General features: G+C 64.1%; 18 protein-coding genes and 1 pseudogene. 11 read left to right on the top strand and 8 right to left on the bottom strand.

The genetic code is table 11. From position 1 onward, the window contains the following. Positions 1–26: 26 nt before the first annotated feature. From H4V98_RS03925 to H4V98_RS03895, 7 genes and pseudogenes are all read left to right on the top strand, one after another. On the top strand, positions 27–1,247 hold the full coding sequence (locus H4V98_RS03925; protein WP_196864737.1) for a glycerophosphodiester phosphodiesterase: 1,221 nt from the start codon (positions 27–29) through the stop codon (positions 1,245–1,247). Between the two features lie 7 nt (positions 1,248–1,254). Further along, a pseudogene (locus tag H4V98_RS03920) lies at positions 1,255–1,518 on the top strand (EamA family transporter); the annotation flags it as partial. Positions 1,519–1,679: 161 nt separating this feature from the next. Beyond that, positions 1,680–3,302 carry an ABC transporter substrate-binding protein gene (locus tag H4V98_RS03915; protein ID WP_196864736.1) on the top strand — a complete coding sequence of 541 codons (1,623 nt, stop codon included), beginning with the start codon at positions 1,680–1,682 and terminating at the stop codon, positions 3,300–3,302. Positions 3,303–3,358: 56 nt separating this feature from the next. Then, positions 3,359–4,411, top strand: a complete 1,053-nt coding sequence (locus tag H4V98_RS03910) for an ABC transporter permease (protein ID WP_196864759.1) — start codon at positions 3,359–3,361, stop codon at positions 4,409–4,411. Continuing rightward, positions 4,408–5,334: an ABC transporter permease gene (locus H4V98_RS03905; RefSeq protein WP_280757290.1), complete on the top strand. Its 927-nt coding sequence runs from the start codon at positions 4,408–4,410 to the stop codon at positions 5,332–5,334. Before H4V98_RS03910 ends, H4V98_RS03905 begins: the two co-directional genes overlap by 4 nt. Next, entirely contained in the window at positions 5,331–6,173 is an 843-nt protein-coding gene (locus H4V98_RS03900; RefSeq protein ID WP_196864734.1) for an ABC transporter ATP-binding protein, read from the top strand. The genes H4V98_RS03905 and H4V98_RS03900 overlap by 4 nt, the downstream gene beginning before the upstream one ends. Continuing rightward, a complete protein-coding gene (locus H4V98_RS03895; protein ID WP_196864733.1) occupies positions 6,170–6,943 on the top strand; it encodes an ABC transporter ATP-binding protein in 774 nt (257 codons plus the stop codon). The genes H4V98_RS03900 and H4V98_RS03895 overlap by 4 nt, the downstream gene beginning before the upstream one ends. Before the next feature lie 327 nt (positions 6,944–7,270). On the opposite strand, the gene H4V98_RS03890 is transcribed toward H4V98_RS03895, so the two are convergent. Then, a complete protein-coding gene (locus tag H4V98_RS03890; protein WP_196864732.1) occupies positions 7,271–7,594 on the bottom strand; it encodes a DUF883 family protein in 324 nt (107 codons plus the stop codon). Between the two features lie 312 nt (positions 7,595–7,906). Here H4V98_RS03890 and H4V98_RS03885 point away from each other — a divergent pair, with 312 nt between their 5' ends. Together H4V98_RS03885 and H4V98_RS03880 are read left to right on the top strand one after the other, a co-directional pair. Further along, a complete protein-coding gene (locus tag H4V98_RS03885; protein WP_231374896.1) occupies positions 7,907–8,812 on the top strand; it encodes an EamA family transporter in 906 nt (301 codons plus the stop codon). A gap of 91 nt (positions 8,813–8,903) precedes the next feature. Next, entirely contained in the window at positions 8,904–9,179 is a 276-nt protein-coding gene (locus H4V98_RS03880; RefSeq protein ID WP_231374895.1) for a hypothetical protein, read from the top strand. Between the two features lie 57 nt (positions 9,180–9,236). Here the strand turns inward: H4V98_RS03880 and H4V98_RS03875 are convergent, their stop codons facing one another. From H4V98_RS03875 to tsaB, 7 genes are all read right to left on the bottom strand, one after another. Further along, a complete protein-coding gene (locus tag H4V98_RS03875; protein ID WP_196864731.1) occupies positions 9,237–10,214 on the bottom strand; it encodes a succinylglutamate desuccinylase/aspartoacylase family protein in 978 nt (325 codons plus the stop codon). Beyond that, the gene (locus H4V98_RS03870) at positions 10,211–11,200 is read right to left on the bottom strand and encodes a tripartite tricarboxylate transporter substrate binding protein (RefSeq protein ID WP_196864730.1); all 990 of its coding nucleotides are present in this window, start codon (positions 11,198–11,200) and stop codon (positions 10,211–10,213) included. The genes H4V98_RS03875 and H4V98_RS03870 overlap by 4 nt, the downstream gene beginning before the upstream one ends. A 98-nt stretch (positions 11,201–11,298) precedes the next feature. Then, positions 11,299–12,192, bottom strand: coding sequence for a LysR family transcriptional regulator (locus H4V98_RS03865; protein WP_196864729.1), 894 nt, complete (start codon positions 12,190–12,192; stop codon positions 11,299–11,301). Positions 12,193–12,212: 20 nt separating this feature from the next. Continuing rightward, positions 12,213–13,037, bottom strand: coding sequence for an orotidine-5'-phosphate decarboxylase (gene pyrF, locus H4V98_RS03860; protein WP_196864728.1), 825 nt, complete (start codon positions 13,035–13,037; stop codon positions 12,213–12,215). Between the two features lie 24 nt (positions 13,038–13,061). Beyond that, positions 13,062–13,853 carry a uracil-DNA glycosylase family protein gene (locus H4V98_RS03855; RefSeq protein WP_196864727.1) on the bottom strand — a complete coding sequence of 264 codons (792 nt, stop codon included), beginning with the start codon at positions 13,851–13,853 and terminating at the stop codon, positions 13,062–13,064. A gap of 23 nt (positions 13,854–13,876) precedes the next feature. Next, on the bottom strand, positions 13,877–14,371 hold the full coding sequence (rimI, locus tag H4V98_RS03850) for a ribosomal protein S18-alanine N-acetyltransferase (RefSeq protein ID WP_196864726.1): 495 nt from the start codon (positions 14,369–14,371) through the stop codon (positions 13,877–13,879). A 12-nt stretch (positions 14,372–14,383) separates the two neighbouring features. Beyond that, positions 14,384–15,151 (bottom strand): tRNA (adenosine(37)-N6)-threonylcarbamoyltransferase complex dimerization subunit type 1 TsaB, encoded by a 768-nt coding sequence (tsaB, locus tag H4V98_RS03845; RefSeq protein ID WP_196864725.1) that lies wholly within the window; start codon positions 15,149–15,151, stop codon positions 14,384–14,386. A 280-nt stretch (positions 15,152–15,431) separates the two neighbouring features. Between tsaB and H4V98_RS03840 the strand changes: the two genes are divergently transcribed. Together H4V98_RS03840 and dacB are read left to right on the top strand one after the other, a co-directional pair. Next, on the top strand, positions 15,432–15,926 hold the full coding sequence (locus tag H4V98_RS03840; RefSeq protein WP_196864724.1) for a DUF1499 domain-containing protein: 495 nt from the start codon (positions 15,432–15,434) through the stop codon (positions 15,924–15,926). Positions 15,927–16,106: 180 nt separating this feature from the next. Next, positions 16,107–17,630, top strand: a complete 1,524-nt coding sequence (dacB, locus tag H4V98_RS03835) for a D-alanyl-D-alanine carboxypeptidase/D-alanyl-D-alanine-endopeptidase (protein ID WP_196864723.1) — start codon at positions 16,107–16,109, stop codon at positions 17,628–17,630. The last annotated feature ends 129 nt before the right edge of the window (positions 17,631–17,759 follow it).

Here is a 17,759-nt window from a genome sequence, read left to right as displayed (position 1 = left end):
TGTATTTCATACCATGGGAGATTTTGATGACCTTTTTTGCCCAGACAAATTACCTCAAGCTGTCCGTGACGGCCAGCGCGATGCTGCTGGCGCTGTCGGCTTGCGGCGGTGGCGACGACCCCCTGCCCGCAGTGCAACCCTTCAAAACCCTGGCCAATGTGCAGCCGCTGGTGATTGCGCACCGGGGTGCCTCGGGCGCACTGCCTGAAGAAACGCTTGAGGCGTATGCCCGTGCCATTGACCTGGGTGCCGACGTGGTCGAGCCAGACCTCGTTTCCACCAAAGACGGCGTTTTGATTGCCCGGCACGACCCGAACCTGGACTTCAGCACCGATGTCGCCAAACGCCCCGAATTTGCCAGCCGAAAAAAAACCACGACAGTCGATGGCGAAACCCAGACGGGCTGGTTTGCCAGCGACTTCACACTGGCCGAGATCAAGACACTGGGCGCCCTGATCACCGACAGCGAGCGCGACCAGAGCAACAACGGCAAGTTCAAGGTCATCACCTTCCAGGAATTGATCGACCTGGTCAAAACCCGCAGCACGCAACTGGGCCGCACGATTGCCGTCTACCCCGAAACCAAGAACCCAAGCTACCACCGCGCCCTGGGGCTGCCACTGGAAGACAAGCTCATCGCGGCCATCACCGCCGCCGGCTGGAACAACAAGACCTCGCCGGTCTATGTTCAAAGCTTTGAGCCTGGCAGCCTGAAAGAGATGAAAACCAAGGGCTTGCAGGCCAAGCTCATCCAGTTGATCGATGCAGACGACTACGACCTGAAAACCGGCAAACTGACCTACGCCGCACCTTATGACCGCCCCTATGACTGGACGCTGAGCGGCGACACCCGCTTGTTCAGTGCCATGGTCACGCCGGCGGGCCTGGCTGAAATCAAGACCTACGCCGACGGCATCGGTCCGTGGAAGCCCTACATCGTGCCGGTCAAGGGCGCGCTGGACGCGGCCGGCAACCTGCGCGATGTCAACGGCGATGGCAAGGTCAACTACAACGACGCCAGCAGCCAACCGCCCACCACGCTGATTGCCGACGCCCACAAGGCCGGCCTGTTCGTGCATGCCTACACCTTTCGCAACGAACAGCGCCGCCTGGCTTTTGACTACAACAAGGATCCGAAGGCCGAGTACCTGCAGTTTTACCGCCTGGGACTGGACGGCGTGTTCAGCGACTTCCCCGACACCGCCCTTGAGGCGCGCGCCAGTTACTTGCGGGAACTGGGCCGCTGAACGCCGGCTGGCTTATCTGGTGATTTTTTCATCCGCCGCGTTTTCGCTCTGAACCCTCTTGCTGAAGTACAACCGGGTCAGCATGGTGACGGCATTCAATTTCATGATTCCGGCGTTCGGCACCGTGCTGTCGGCGCTGTTCCTGGACGAGAAAATCCTGGAGTGGAAAAACGTCGCTGCGCTGGGACTGGTGTGCATGGGCATCTGGCTGGTGACCAAGGAAGAAAACCCAGCGCTGGCAGTCCCAACGAGATGTGCGGTCAAACTTTGACAAATTTTAGGGCTTTAGCGCAATACTGGCAAGCGTTTTCAGCTATATTTTAAATAGCACGCTACGGTAAATTCGAGAAGCTTGCAGGCATGATTCCTGCATCCTTTGCAGTACGATCAACATTCGTTCGACACCGGTTGACCCACGCAAAGGAATTCATCTTGGCCACTTCGTCACTTCCCTCTTTTCCGCTGTCCCGCCGCGTGCTGTGCGCCACCGCTGCGGCCGGGCTGCTGCTGTGCCACGGCGCGGCTGCGCTGGCCGCCACGCCCAAGGACACACTGGTGGTGGCCTTTGCGTTTGACGACATCATCACGATGGACCCCGCAGAAGCGTTTGAGCTGTCAGCCGGCGAAGTCATGGGCAACACCTACGACCGGCTGGTGCGGCTCGATGTGAACGACCCGTCCAAGCTGATCGGCGATGTGGCCAAGTCCTGGGCCGTGTCCCCGGATGGCAAGACCTACACCTTCGAGATCAAGCCCGGTCTGAAGTTTGCCTCCGGCAATGCGCTGACGGCGGACGAAGTGGCCTGGTCGCTGCACCGGGCGGTCAGCCTGGACAAGTCGCCGGCCTTCATCCTGACGCAGTTTGGCTTCAGCAAGGACAACGTCAAGGAGAAAATCAAGGCCACCGGCCCCCTGAGCCTGACGCTGGAGACCGACAAGGCGTATGCGCCGACCTTCGTGCTTAACTGCCTGACGGCCAACATCGGCGCCATTGTCGACAAGAAACTGCTGCTGACCAAGGAACAAGGCGGCGACTGGGGCTACGGCTGGCTGAAAACCAACTACGCTGGATCCGGCCCGATGAAGCTGCGCGAGTGGCGGGCCAACGAGATCGTGGCGCTGGAGCGCAATGACAACTACCACGGCCCCAAGCCGCCCATGGCCCGCGTGATCTACCGCCATGTCAAGGAGGCGGCCACCCAGCGCCTGCTGCTGGAAAAAGGCGACATCGACATTGCCCGCAACCTGAGTCCGCAAGACATTGCCGCCGTCAGCACCAACAAGGACATCAAGCTCACTTCGGCGCCCAAAGGCACGGTGTACTACATCAGCCTGAACCAGAAAAACCCGACGCTGGCCAAGCCCGAGGTGCGCGAAGCCCTGAAATGGCTGGTCGATTATTCGGCCATCGGCGACACGCTGATCAAGAACATCGGCGTGGTGCACCAGAACTTCCTGCCCATCGGCCTCTTGGGCGCGAGCAAGGACAACCCGTACAAGCTTGACGTGGCCAAGGCCAAGGCGCTGCTGGCCAAGGCCGGTGTGCCGAACGGCTTCAAGGTGACGATTGACATGCGCACCGTTCAGCCGGTGCAGGGCATCACAGAAGCCTTCCAGCAGAGCGCCAAGCTGGCGGGCATTGAGGTGGAAATCATTCCCGGCGACGGCAAGCAGGTGCTGACCAAGTACCGGGGCCGCACGCACGACATGTACATCGGCCAGTGGGGCTCTGACTACTGGGACCCGCACTCAAACGCCGACACCTTCACCCGTAACCCCGACAACGCCGACGACGCCAAGGCCAAGCCGCTGTCGTGGCGCAATGCCTGGGCGATTCCGGAGCTGACCAAGCAATCGGATGCCGCCGTGCTGGAGCGCGATGCCGGCAAGCGCAAGGCGATGTACGAAGAACTGCAGTCCGAATTCCGCAAGACCAGCCCGTTCATCATGCTGTACCAGCAGACCGAAGTCGCCGCCTACCGCAGCAATGTGGACGGCCTGAAGCTTGGGCCCACGTTTGACACCAACTACATGTTCAAGGTCGCCAAGCGCTAACCCGGCGACTTGCAGTTTTGGCAGTTCCTGATTCCCTCACCCTAGGCGCGGCGCCGCTGTCTGCGGCCCAGTCATCCCGCCCCTCAAACCACGTCCGCCACCTGAAGGCCCTCGGGCGCTTTCTGGTGGTGATTGGGCTCACCTACCTGGGCCTGCTGGCGGTGACGTTTTTCATCGGCCGGGTGATTCCGGTCGACCCTGTGCTGGCGATGGTCGGCGACAACGCGCCGCCGCATGTGGTGGCCCGCGTGCGCGAGGAAATGGGGCTGAACAAGCCGCTATACACGCAGTTTTACATCTACCTGCGCAAGGTGCTGAGTGGCGATTTTGGCGTCTCGGTGCTGACCGCCAACCCGGTGATGCAGGACATTCGCCGCACCTTTCCTGCAACGATGGAACTGGCCAGCCTGGGCATCTTGTTCGGCGCGGGACTGGGCGTGCCGCTGGGCGTGTGGGCGGCAGTGCGGCGCGGCAAGCTGGTTGACCAGGTGGTGCGCGTCATCGGGCTGGTGGGGTATTCGGTGCCGATCTTCTGGCTCGGTCTGATGGGGCTGGTGCTGTTTTACGCCAAGCTGGACTGGGTCGGCGGGCCGGGGCGCATCGACGTGGTTTATGAATACACGCTGGTCCCTAGCACCGGCTTTTTGCTGCTGGACACCGCGATGGCGGGCGAGTGGGACGCTTTTGGCAACGCGCTGTCGCACTTGATTTTGCCGGCGTCGCTGCTGGGCTACTTTTCGCTGGCCTACATCAGCCGCATGACGCGCTCGTTCATGCTCAACGAGTTGGCGCAGGAATACGTGGTGGCGGCGCGCGCGAAGGGCCTGTCGGAGGCGCGCATCATCTGGCGCCATGCGCTGCGCAATGCCATGGTGCCGCTGGTGACGGTGATTGCGCTGTCGTATGCCGGCCTGCTCGAAGGCTCGGTGCTGACAGAAACCGTGTTTGCCTGGCCGGGGCTGGGCCTGTACATCACCAACTCGCTGCAGAACGCCGACATGAACGCGGTGCTGGGCGGCACCATCGTGGTGGGCTCGGTCTTTATCGGCCTGAATTTGCTGTCCGACCTGCTCTACACCCTGCTGGACCCGAGGACGCGCACGCGATGAACGAGACGACGCTTTCAAAACCTGAAAGTCTGCACCAGTGGTTGATGTCGGACCGGCCCCTGTCGCGCCGCCAGGCGGCACTGGGCCGGGCTTACGGCGGCTGCCGTACCTTTGCGCGCAACCGGCTGGCAATGGTCGGGCTGGTGATCGTGCTGGCCCTGATTCTGGTGGCAATCTTTGCCGACTTGCTGGCGCCCTACTCGGCCTATATCGGTGATTTGCGCACCACGCGGCTGCTGCCGCCGTCATGGGCGCACTGGATGGGCACCGACGACCAGGGGCGCGACATTTTGTCGCGGCTGATTCACGGTTCGCGCATCACGCTGTTCGTGGTGGTGCTGGTCGCCGTGCTGGCCGCGCCGCTCGGGCTGCTGGTCGGCACCGTGGCGGGGTATGCGGGCGGGCTGGTCGATGCCTGCTTGATGCGCATCACCGACATTTTTCTGGCGTTTCCGCGCCTGATTCTGGCGCTGGCGTTTGTCGCCGCGCTCGGCCCCGGCATCGAAAACGCGGTGATCGCGATTGCCATCACGTCCTGGCCGCCCTACGCGCGCATGGCGCGGGCCGAAACGCTGACGATTCGCCAGACCGACTACATTGCCGCCGTGCAGTTGCTGGGCGCGTCGCCGTGGCGCATCGTGCTGCGGCACATCATGCCGCTGTGCGTGTCGTCGGTGATTGTTCGCGTCACGCTGGACATGGCGGGCATCATTTTGACCGCTGCCGGGCTGGGCTTTCTGGGCCTGGGCGCGCAGCCACCGATGCCCGAATGGGGCGCGATGATTGCCAACGGCCGGCTCTATGTGCTCGACCAGTGGTGGGTGGCGGCGGCACCCGGCGCGGCGATTTTTGTCGTCAGCCTGGCGTTCAACCTGCTGGGCGACGGCTTGCGCGATGCGATGGACCCGAAGGCTGCCAGATGAGCACGAATCCCCTGCTGGTCGTCGAGGATTTGCGCGTGGCGTTTCCGGGACGCGACGGCGGCATGGTCGAAGCCGTGCGCGGCGTGTCGTTCACGCTGGGCCGCGAGCGACTCGGCATCGTCGGCGAATCGGGTTCTGGCAAGTCGCAAACCGGCCGCGCCATTCTGGGCCTGACCGCACCCGAAGGCCGCATCTCGGCGAAGCGGCTTGAATTTGGCGGCGTTGATCTGCTGAATTGCCCGCCCAAGCAGCGCCGGGCCTTGCGCGGTGGGCGCATCGCGATGGTGCTGCAGGACCCGAAGTTTTCGCTCAATCCGGTCATGACCATCGGCGCGCAGATTGTCGAGACGCTGCAGGCGCATACCCGCGTGTCGAGTCGTGAAGCCAAAAAGCGCGCACTGGCTGCGCTCGAATCGGTGCGCATCGACAACGCGGAGCGCGTCTACAAGCTGTATCCGCACGAAGTCTCGGGCGGCATGGGCCAGCGGGCGATGATTGCCATGATGCTGATTGCCGAGCCCGATATTTTGATTGCCGACGAGCCGACGTCAGCGCTCGATGTCACCGTGCAGTTGCAGGTGCTGTCGATCCTTGATGCCCTGGTGGTCGAGCGCGGCATGGGCCTGATCCTGGTGTCGCACGACTTGCGGCTGGTGTCGTCGTTTTGCGACCGCATTCTGGTGATGTACGCCGGCCGCGTGGTGGAAAAACTGGCGGCGGGCGGCCTGGCCCATGCGCAGCATCCGTATACGCGCGGGTTGATGGCGTGCTTGCCGCAACTCGGCATGTCCACGCATCCGCTGGCAACGCTGGACCGCCGGCCGGAGTGGGCGCTGTGAGCACGCACACATCCCTGGGCCTGGACGTTGGCCACCTGCGCGTCAGTTTTGACGGCTTCGTCGCCGTCGCCGACACGTCGTTTCGCGTCGCGCCGGGTGAAAGCTTCGGCATCGTCGGCGAATCGGGCTCAGGCAAATCGACGGTGCTGCGCGCCATCTGCGGGCTGGCGCCTAAGGAATCGGGCACGGTGCAGCTGACCGGCGACAGCACAAGCCATGCGCCCGGCAGCAAGGCGTTTCGCCGCCGTGTGCAGATGGTGTTCCAGGACCCGTACGGCTCGCTGCACCCGCGCCAGACGGTGGACCGGCTGCTGGCCGAACCGCTGGCGATTCACGGCATTGGTGACGCTGAAACGCGCATTGAACGCGCGCTCGATGAAGTCGGACTCGGGCAGGGTTTTCGCTTTCGCTACCCGCACCAGTTGTCGGGCGGACAGCGCCAGCGCATCGCCATTGCGCGGGCGTTGATTCTGGAGCCGCAGATTTTGCTGCTGGACGAGCCCACGTCGGCACTCGATGCGTCAGTGCAGGCCGAGGTGCTGAACCTGCTCGAAGACCTGCGCCAGCGCCGCAACCTGACCTTCATCATGGTCAGCCACGACTTGGCGGTGGTGACGCATTTATGCGAACGGCTGATGGTGATGCAGCGCGGCCAGACGGTAGAAGTTGTGGCGTCCAGCGACCTGGCTGCCCACCGCGTGACCGAGCCTTATACGCTGAGCCTGATGCAGGCGTCGTCAGGCTTCCAGCGTGCGTCCGGGACGGTCTGATCCGGCAGTGCCTGCCTGCAAGAGCGGCGTCAAATGCTCCTGATTAAATAGCGGGTTATGCATACTGGGCAAGCGCCACAGGCATTATTTTCTCAAATTTTGTTACTACTCAGGTCGCTTTACAGGTTAAAGCGCAATACATCAGCCCTTGTCATCCCGGGCTTGACCCGGGAACCATGACTTCTCCCCGTTGGGGTCATGAATTGCGGATCTCCGGATCAAGCCCGGGGCAGGAAAAGTCCGCAACACGCCACAGGCCTTGACTTTTTTCCTGACGACGGCCCACAGCGCAGGGCTGGCAGGCGGCCAAGGCACTGCCGATTTTTTTTACAGACGCCGACCCAGCAGCAGGCCCAGCACCGCGCCGACACCTGCCGCCACGCCAATGGCGGTCCATGGCGACTCATGCACATAGTCGTCGGCGGCATGGGCGGCTTCGCGGGTGCGGGCGAGCAGTGCTTCTTCGGCATCGATCAGCCGGAACTTGGCTTCACGCAGGCGGTTCTCAATGCGGCTGCGCAGCTTGGCCATCTTTTCTCCGGCCTGGTCTGCCGTGGCCGACAAGGTTTCTTCGGCGTCGGATATTTCCGAGCGGATGGCGGAAACCAGTCGTTCCTGTGTCTGAACCAGGGTGGGGCTGTCGTTGGACATGAATGAACCTTTCAAAAAAAGTAGCTGAATTTTTAAAAGGTTAGCAGATTCGCCACGGCCTGCAGACATTCCGGTTCAAATTTCCATGCAGCAGACCCTGGGTTGCACGCACGTTGTAAACGAAATTCAGCGATGCTCTCCTCACTGCTCAATTCAATAACCGCAGGTGAGGAATAATCCGCAAGCCCATTGACTTGCTGCCGACCTTCCGGAACTTCCTTTGTCGACCTCTATTTTTACACCCACCATGCCCGCCTTTTCACAGCCGCTGCGCATCTTTACACCTGCACCTGCCCGCTGCGGCGGTCAGTCTTGAACGCCGCGCGCCTGAGCGGCCGTGATCTGGCGGCTGCGCTGGTCGTGGTGCTGGTGTGGGGCGTGAATTTTGTCGCGATGAAATTCGCCCTGCACGACTTCACTCCGTTCCAGCTGGGCGTCGCCCGGTTCACTTTCGCCTTGCTGCCACTGGCGCTGTTCATCAAGCCGCCGCAGGTGCCGTGGAAATGGGTGGTGCTGTACGGCTTGTTCCAGGGGGTTGGGCAATTCGGCATTCTGTTTATCGCGCTGAAAATCGGCATGACGGCGGCGCTGGCATCGGTGCTGCTGCAGACGCAGGTATTTTTTACCGCGCTGTTTGGTTTTGTGCTGCTGCAGGAGCGCGCCAGCCGGCCGCTGCAGGCGGGCATGGTGCTGGCGGCGCTGGGTCTGGCTTGCTTTGGCTACAACTATGCCAGCCCGGGCGCAGCCGTTGACACCACGGTCGCCGGTTTTGCGCTGACGCTGTGCGCCGCCGCCATGTGGGCAGCGTCGAACATCGTGGCCCGGCAGTTGCGCAAAGTCTCCAGCCACTACTCGACGATTGCCTTTGTGGTCTGGAGTGGCGGCGTGGCCATCCTGCCCTTCATGGCGCTGTCGTGGGCCTTTGACGACCCGGCGGTGCGCTGGCAGTGGCTTGAGGCAGGATGGACCAGCTGGCTGTCCATCGCCTACCTGGGCTGGGTGGCCACGGTGGTGGGCTACAGCCTGTGGACCGGCCTGCTCAGGCGCCACCCGGCCAACCGTGTCTCGCCTTTTGGCCTGGGCGTGCCAGTGGTGGGACTGGCCGCCGGCATGGGGGTGCTGGGCGAGACCGTCACGCCATGGCAGTGGGCCGGCATTGCGCTGCTGGTGGCGGCGCTGGCCTGCGTCATGCTGGGGGGACGGATCATGCAGCGTTGAGGCTTGGGTTTAGCGCCTGACGGTGGCAGACACGCTTTTGCGGCCTCGTCCGACAGGCACGAAATTTCCGCCTGCCTAAGCTGAAGGCCTTATGCAAAATGAACCAACCATCCCCACCAAAATTCCGACGCTCAAACAAGTGAAGGAATTTGACGAAAGCAGGCCCGGTTTTCCCGGCGAGCACTGGCTGGTGCTCGGCGCTGGTGTCGCTGTGCTGATGGCGTCCCGCCGCAGCCGGTCATTTTTAATGCGCACGGCGGGTTCGACGCTGGGCAGTGCCCTGCTCTACCGCGCGGCCAGTGGCCGGGACGGACTGAGCAAGGCGCTTCGTTTCCTGCCTGGCGGCTTTTTGACCGGCAGACGTTGACACCAGTAACGGCTTGCCTGCCTGCCTGGTCACGACAGGCATCCAGCGGTCAACGCATCACAAGGGACGGCGGCGGGCGAAACGAACCACGGTGACGCCGGGTTTTGCCTGGCGCACCGAAGGCATGACCAGAACGCAATCGTCGTAAGGCGTGGTCACGGGTTCTGAGCCATTCCAGCCGATCACCGTGCCTGCCTTGGCAATGCATTCAAGTCCTTGAAAAGGCTGGGTGAAACGAAAGTCTGCGCTCCGGGCCACCACCGGACCGGTCACTTCGAGCGCCCACTGGCGTTCGCAATCGCCCTGCAGCCAACCCGGCAAAAGCTGCTGCAATGCGTCCCCTGGGAGCGTTCCGGCTGCTTGCAGGAAACGCACACACATGTCTTGCGCCACGGTGCGGCTGGACATATCGCCATGAAAGCCACACTCGATGAGCACCGAGCGCGTGCCGTTGTCACTGCCATCGCTGTCCATCTCGCCAAAGCGGCCATGGTCGCGCATGCGCACGCCGTCCTGATGGCCGGGATCAATCACCATGTGCCCGGGGCTGCGCAGCACACGCGCCAGCGCCAGGTTGCGCGCCTGCATGCCCACCACCAGCAACGGCGCGGCCGGCTCATGCATGCTGTGGATGTCCAGCAGCCAGTCGGCCTGCGCAACGAAAGGCTGGAGTTCCCGGGCGCGGCGCCGCTCCTGGGTGTCACTGGATTGCAGCCGCTCGGCTGACCACTGGCGGTTCAGGTCCTCGTCCACAAAACGCGACGCGTCATGGTTGCCCGCATCAAAGCGGTCGAACGCGGCGAGGTTGCAAAATGCCAGCGTCAGTTTTCCCTGTTGCGGCCGCACACCGGCTTCGAGCATGCCTTTGAGTGCCCAAGCGCCGCACAGTTCGTTGCCATGAATCAGCGCGCTGATCAGGACATGGCGACCGGGCAGGCCGGAGTCGAAATGCCAGACGCCTTCTGTGCCGGTGTTGCCGGCGCGCCAGGCAGAGAGGTCAGGCGTGGAGAGGTCAAATTGCAGCGGGGTGGTCATTCTTTGATCTTTGCAAACTCAACAATCTTTTTGTACTTGGCCGTTTCCTCTGCCAGGAACTTGGGCATGTCCACCTTGAGCGTGGAAACGGTCGAGCCCGAGTCTTCGAGCTTCTTGCGCAGTTCAGGCGCTTGCAGCGCGTCATTCAAGGCTTTTTTGAGTTTGCTGGCCACGGCCTCGGGCAGCTGCGCCGGGCCCATCAGTGCAAACCAGAGGTTGATATCGATGCCTTTGAGCTTGGGGTTTTCGGCCAGCGCCGCGATGTCGGGGGTCGTTGCCGAGCGCTTGGACTCTGTGGTGCCCAACGCCATCACCTTGCCGCTGCGAATGTACGGCAAGGCACTGGAAAGGGCAAAAATGCCGTAATCGATGTTGTTGCCCAGCAGGTCGTTGAGCAGCGGCGCCACGCCGCGATAAGGAATATGGGTCATGAACAGGCCGCCCTGGTCCTTCACCATTTCACCGGCCAGGTGCAGCGCCGTGCCGACGCCGGAGCTGCCATAGCTGTATTTGCCGGGATTGCCTTGCACCACTTTCAGGAACTGGTCCACCGTCTTGACGCCGGATTGGGCCGAAGCGACCAGCACCATGGGCTGCGTGGCAATCAGGCCGATGGGGGTGAAATTCTTGAGTTCGTATTTGACGCTGCCCGAGACCAGCCGGCTGATGGCAATCTCGTTGCTCGCACCTGCCAGCAAGGTGTAACCGTCGGGTGCAGCGTTGGCGACTTTTTGCGCACCAATCGCACCGCCAGCGCCGCCCACGTTGTCGATGATCACCGGCACACCCAACCTGCGCGACAGCTCTATCCCCAACGTGCGCCCGGTCAAATCGGTGCTGCCGCCGGGCGGATAGCCCACCACGATGGTGATGGGCTTGTTCGGATAGTCATCGGGTTGTGCCGCTGCAGGCCATGCCGCAAGCGCCACCACGGCCCCAGCCAGCAGCGCAGGGACAGCTTTGCGCGCAAAAATAAAAGCGGTCATTTGGCTCCTGATAGTGATTGAATACTTTCATTATCAGGACGCCATTTCCCTGCGCTGTGCTGCTTTGGCACACGCTGTGGCCGTTTTGGCAGAGCCGCTCAGTGTTGCGTCATCGCTTGCCAGAGCGCTTCGGCCAGCGCATTCATGCGCCGCTTGGCGCGGTAAACCCGCACATCGAACCGCACGTCCAGATGGCCGTCGCCCAGCACCGCCAGTTGCCCCGACTGGCAAACACCGGCAACCGTCGACCAGGGCAGCCACGCCACGCCCAGCCCCCTGAGCGCATATTCAAAGACCGTGTCGGCCGAGTCGCATTCGATCACGCGCTGCAAATGCGGCGCATGCGGATTGTTGGCCAGATGGTCTTCGACCAGGCGTCCGAGGGCCAGCGCTGCGCCATAGGCCAGATAGGGTGTCGCGGCATTTCCGCCGAATTGGTATTGGCCCTGGCCCTGCGCATCGGCCCGCGTCACAGGCACCAGCTTGTCCTGCGCCAGCGTGAAGTGGGCGTATTGCCTGGCGTTGAGCCGCAATGCGAGCAGGGGGTGATGGTAGGTCAGCATGAAGTCGGCCTCGCCGCGCTCCAGCATTTGCGCTGTCTCGGTCAGCGAGCGGGTCAGGATGCGCAGATCGCCCTGCGCCAGCAGCGGTTTGACGCGCTGCAGCAGGTCGGCCAGCAGCGTGCGCGCCAGCGTGCGGCCCGTCGCCAGCGTCACCGTGCTGGCCTGGCGACCGGCGGCGTCAAGCAGCTCGCCGCGCGCGTGGTCCAGGTTGCCAACCATTTGCTGCGCGTTTTCCTGCAAGCTGGCCCCAGCCGCTGTAAGGGTGACAGGGCCGTTGCCACGCTCGATCAGCGGCGTACCGGCCCAGGCCTCCAGCGCTTTGATGCGCCGGCCAAAGGCCGGATGCGTGACACAACGCAACTCGGCCGCGCGGCTGAAACTGCGCGTTTGCGCCAGCACCACGAAATCTTGCAGCCACTTGAATTGCATGGCGGTCAAGCGGCAGCAGGTCAGGGCCGTGCGGCCTGCAACGTGTCACGTGTCTTGCACGCGGCCTCGCGTGCAGCCACGGCAAAGTCGGCGTCCTGGGACGCATAAATAATGGCCCGCGACGAGTTGACGATGATGGGCGCGTCCGGTCGCCAGCCGGCCTTGACCGTGGCCACGGCGTCGCCGCCCTGCGCGCCGACGCCGGGGATCAGCAGCGGCAGCAAAGGCGCCATGGCGCGCACCTTTTCAATTTCCGCCGGGTAAGTGGCGCCGACCACCAGCCCGAGCTGGCCATTGAGGTTCCACGGGCCTTGCGCCAGCCGGGCGATATGTTCGTACAGCAGCGGCTGGCCTTCGACCGACGCCAGGCGCTGGCTTTGCAGGTCGTCGCCGCCGGGGTTGGAGGTGCGGCAGAGCAAAAAAGCGCCCTTGCCGTGGTACTGCAAATAAGGCGCGACCGAGTCAAAGCCCATGAAGGGCGACAGCGTGACCGCATCGGCGCCGTAGCGCTCGAAGGCCTCGATGGCGTATTGCTCGGCGGTGCTGCCGATGTCGCCGCGCTTGGCATCCAGGATGATGGGCACCTGCGGCGCGCTGCGGCGCATGTGCGCCATCAGGCGCTCTAACTGGTCTTCGGCGCGGTGGGCGGCAAAGTAGGCGATCTGCGGCTTGAAGGCCATCACCAGGTCGGCGGTCGCATCGACGATGGCGGCACAAAAATCGTAGATCCGGTGGGCATCGCCCTTGAGTTTTCCGGGGAACCGCGCCGGGTCGGGGTCCAGCCCGACGCACAGCATGGACTGGTTCTGGCGTTCTGCGGCGCCGAGCATGTCAAGAAAGGTCATGCACTGATTGTAAGAAGCGCAAAGTCACCCTGCGCTTGCTGCCAGGCCCATCGCCAGGCACAGGTCGTCCCACGCCTTGGCCTTGTCCTGCGGGCAGCGCAGCAGGTAGGGCGCGTCATGCGTCACCACGGTGGTACAGCCGTTCAGCACATGCGGCTGGCCGCGCAACTTGCCGAAGGGCTCGCTGGACGCCAGCAGCGCCTGCGCGGCCAGCCGGCCCATGACCAGCACCACATCGGGCTGCGCGTGTTCAACCAGCGCGGCCAGTGCGGCCAGGAATTCGTCCATGGGGCCGGAGATGCTCTGGCGCACCAGCGGCGCAAACAGCACGGCGCCGGCATCGTTGTTCAACCGCGCAGCGCGCAGCATGTTGTCCAGCAGCCGGCCGGCATCGCCCTCAAAAGCCGGCGCCTGCAGCGCAGCCGGCGGCGCCTGCGCCAGCACCAGCCAGCGCGCGCCGCCTGACTGTGCGGTTTCGGCATACAGCTGCTGCGTCGGGCCCAGTCGCCAGCCGGGCTGGTCACTGACCTCGAAGGCGTGGCCGGAAGGCGCGAGCGCGGGTGGCGGCACGGGTGGGGCAGCGCGCGCGGGCTGGGGCGCCGTCGCCGCCTGCCGGGTTGCTGGCGGCGGCGGTGCAGCATCCAACACAGCCCTGTCCGTCTGAAAATTTTGACCAAAACCGGGCTTTGCGCTTGCCAGTTCTGCATTGACAGCTATGATTTCTATAGCTGGTGACACTTCTGCCAGAGGCTGCCAGACGCGCACGCCCATTTCCTGCAGTATGGCGCGCTGGCGCGTGTCTAGGTTCAAGCGCATGGGGGACGGCTTTTCATCAGGATTCACAATTTCAGGCTCATGACGATGGCGTCCTCGCCCCGGGGCGACGCCGGGCTGGCCGGGTAGTAATTTCGCCGCGTGCCGACATGGCGAAACCCATGGCTTTCGTACACGGCCCGAGCGCGGGCGTTGCTGACGCGCGCTTCCAGCCACAGCCACTGCGCGCCCTGCCCGCGCGACCAGACGCCCAGCGCATCGAGCATCACCCGCGCCCAGCCCTGGCCCTGGCAGGCGGGCACCACCGTGATGTTGAGCAGATGCACCTCGTCCACGCCCTTCATGGCGACAAAATAGCCCAGCAGCTCGGGCTGGTCCACCGGGCCGGCGGCCAGCAGTTGCGCCTGGTAGCCGGCCTGCAGCGAATCGAGGAAATTGCGCTCGCTCCACGGCTGCAGGTAAGCGCTGTATTCGGCCTGCAGCACCGCCGGCAGCCAGGCGGGCGTGATGGCTTCAAAGCGGGCTTCGAGCGGCTGGAAGGGTTGAAGGACGGCGTTCATGCGCAGGGCCTGTCAGCTTGGCAGCGGGAGGGTCGCGGCCTGCGCGGCCGCCTTGGCTTGGGCGCGCTCGTCGGTGGTCTGGGCGACCTTGTCGCGCACATACAGCGGCAGCGCCTGCGCGGCATCGATGCACTGGCCGGCAGCGGCCAGTGCGGGCGCCAGGCGCAGCAATGCGGTGGCGGTCGGATAGGCCTCCCTGCACTCCAGCGCGGCCAACGCTGCGGGCAGCCGGCCGGCATACACGCCGAACACATTGCCGGCCAGCAGCTGCGGCGCAGCGCCAGGCACCAGGTTTTCTGGACGGATCAGTTCGCAGCCCTTGATGGAAATGCATAAGCCGCTCCTGAATTCATAGCTCTGCACATACATCTCGTCCATGCGGGCATCGAGCAGCGCCAGGACGCTCAGGGGCGCGTCACTTTCCGCCAGGGCCCCGTCGCGCTGAAAGCGCGCCTCCTCGGCCACGGCCATCAGCGTGTCGATGGGCAGCACCGCAATGCCTGCGCCGTGGTTGGCGCCAAAGGCCAGTCCCTGCGCCACCGCACACGCCGTGCGCAGCCCGGTGAAGGAACCCGGCCCCCGGCCAAAGGCAATCGCGTCGAGCTCGCCCAGCGCCATGCCCGACCCGGCCAGCAACGCCATGATCGCCGGGATCAAGGTGGCCGAGGCTTGCGCGCCGCCCGGGCCGCTGTGCTGCCAGACGCGCGCGCCGTCGGTCACGGCCACCGACAGGCGGTCGGTGCTGGTGTCAAACGCGAGGAATTTAAGAGGTTTAGGCATCAAATAAGGCGTTTACGCAGTTGGGACATGCGCAAGTAGCTATCAAAATCGTAGTAAATAAGCAAAGGCGGTGCGCCAGCCCGCAAACGGCCGGCGCCACGCACCCCGCGATTATCCGGCCTGCCGCGCCGCCCGGCCAGCCCATAATGGCACGGTGCTTTTTTCGCTGCGCTTTCGGCGCCATCGTCCCTCAGCCAGCAGCCCTTGGCTTACCCTGTCAGGCTTGATACTCGCTGTCGCTGCGGCGAGCACACGTCAAACGCTTCTAAAGAATACCTCCATGAAAATTATTGGCTACATTGCAGTCCTGCTGGTGACATTGGCCGTTTTGCTGCTGGGTGCAGGGCAGCTTGGATTTTTGGCGGGCCAGGCGCCGGGCGATCTTGGCGTGCGCCAGCACAGGCTCAAGCCGCCGTCGCTCACGCCCAATAGCGTTTCAAGCCAGGCAGCGCTTTACCCGGACAACCCGCAGCGCGCTCATGCAGAGGTGGCGCCGCTGAGTTACACCGGCGACGGCCAGGCCGCAATGGCACGGCTTGCGGGCATCGTCAGCAACATGCCGCGCACCACCGTGGTCACCCGTGAGCCGGCCTACCTTTACGCGCAGTGCAAGACCCAGTTACTGGGGTTCACTGACGATCTGGAATTCCTGCTCGACGAGCCTGCAGGCGTGATCCAGGTGCGCTCTGCGAGCCGGTTGGGCCAGGGCGACATGGGCGCGAACCGCAAGCGCGTTGAAGCGCTGCGCCAGCAGTTCGGGCAGGGTGGCGCGTAAATCCGCATCAAGGCATGTCAAGGCGCAGCGTGTTCCTGTCGTCGTGCGTTCCAGGCGTGGCTGCTGGCGGGCTGGGTGCAAATTGGAATCCCCGCGACGGTTCACGCGCGCCCGAATGGAACACCCTTATTTTTACGCCCGAAACCTAACCAATGCGCCAGCATGGCGCGAGAATTGCGCATGCTTTTTTCTTTCCCGTCCCGCAATGCGACTCCTCACACCCGCGTCCACCCCGGCTGCAACGCCCGCCTGAGCCAAGGCCTGTTGGCCGGGCTGGTCGCGCTGATCGGCTTTAGCGCCAGCGCCCAATCCCTGCCGCCCGAGGTCGAGGCCCTGCTGGCGCGCGCCAAGGTGCCGCGCGAAGCCTTTGCCGCCGTGGTCGTCGATGCCGCGCCGGCCCTGAACGGCCAAGCTGCGCCGCTGCTTAGTTACCGCTCAGGCAGCGCCATGAATCCGGCATCCGTCATGAAGCTGGTCACGACCTATGCCGGGCTGGAACTGCTCGGCCCGGCCTACACCTGGACCACGCCGGTTTATGCCGATGGCCCGATTGCCGGCGGCGTGCTGAACGGCAACCTGATCATCCAGGGCGGGGGCGACCCCAAGCTGGTGATGGAGCGGCTCTGGCTGCTGCTGCGCCGGGTGCAGGGCCTGGGCATCAAGACCATCGGCGGCGACATCGTGCTTGACGGCAGCGCCTTTGCCGCGTCCACGCAGAACCCCGGCGACTTCGACGGCGAGGCGCTGCGCCCGTACAACGTCCAGCCCGATGCGCTGCTGGTGAACTACAAGTCGGTGGTGATGACCTTCGTGCCGAATCCGGGCAATGGCAGCGCCAGCATTCGCTACGACCCGCCATTGGCCGGCGTACAGATGCAGGCCAGCGTGCCGCTCTCGGCAGGCAGCAACGGCCGGGCCACGCTGGGCGATTGCGGCGATTACCGGGCGCAGCTTCAACCCGACCTGGCCGACCCGCTGCGCATGGCATTTGCCGGCAACTATCCGGTGGCCTGCGGCGAAAAGTCCTGGGCCATCGCCTACCCCGACCCGGCCCGCTATGCCGGTCGGGCGATTGCCGGAATGTGGCAGGAAATGGGCGGCCGGCTGGGCGGCCGGGTGCGCGAGGGCGCCGCGCCGTCCGGCCTGAAACCCGTCTTTGAAATGGAATCGCCGCCGCTGGCTGAGGTGATCCGCGACATCAACAAGTTCAGCAACAACGTGATGGCGCAGCAGCTGTTCCTGACACTCAGCCTGCAGCAACCCGGCGGTGCGAGCAACGAGGCGTCGCGCGAGGCGGTGCGCGGCTGGTGGATGGCGCGCTTCGGCGCGCCAAATGGCGCAGCGGATGTGCCGGTGCCCGACAACGGCTCAGGCCTGTCGCGGTCAGCACGCGTCACGCCCCAGGGCTTGGCGCGCATGCTGCAGACCGCGTACGTGTCGGGCGCCATGCCCGATTTGATGGCGTCGCTGCCGATCACCGGCGTCGATGGCACGCTCAGGCGCAGCCGTTCGCAGGTGTCGCAGGGCTGGGCGCACCTGAAATCGGGCACGCTGCAGGGCGTCACCGCGCTGGCCGGCTACGTGCACACGCCCAGCGGCCGACGCCTGGTCGTGGTCGGCATCATCAACCATGCCAATGCGTCAGCGGCGCGGCCGGCGCTTGAAGCACTGGTGGACTGGGCCGTCAAGGAAGGCAGCCGCTGAACCTGGCCATCCTTGGCAGTTTATTGGCGGCTTTTTTGACGGCCGTGAGTTTCCTGCCGCAAGTCTGGCGGGCGTCATACCGGGGCGCCGCATGGCGTCTGGCAACGCAGCATGCACTCAGCCCTGCAC

It is taken from the genome of Polaromonas sp. CG_23.6, assembly GCF_029892315.1.
In the GTDB taxonomy this organism is placed as follows: Bacteria; Pseudomonadota; Gammaproteobacteria; order Burkholderiales; family Burkholderiaceae_C; genus Polaromonas.
This window is presented reverse-complemented; position numbering and strand designations above follow the sequence as displayed.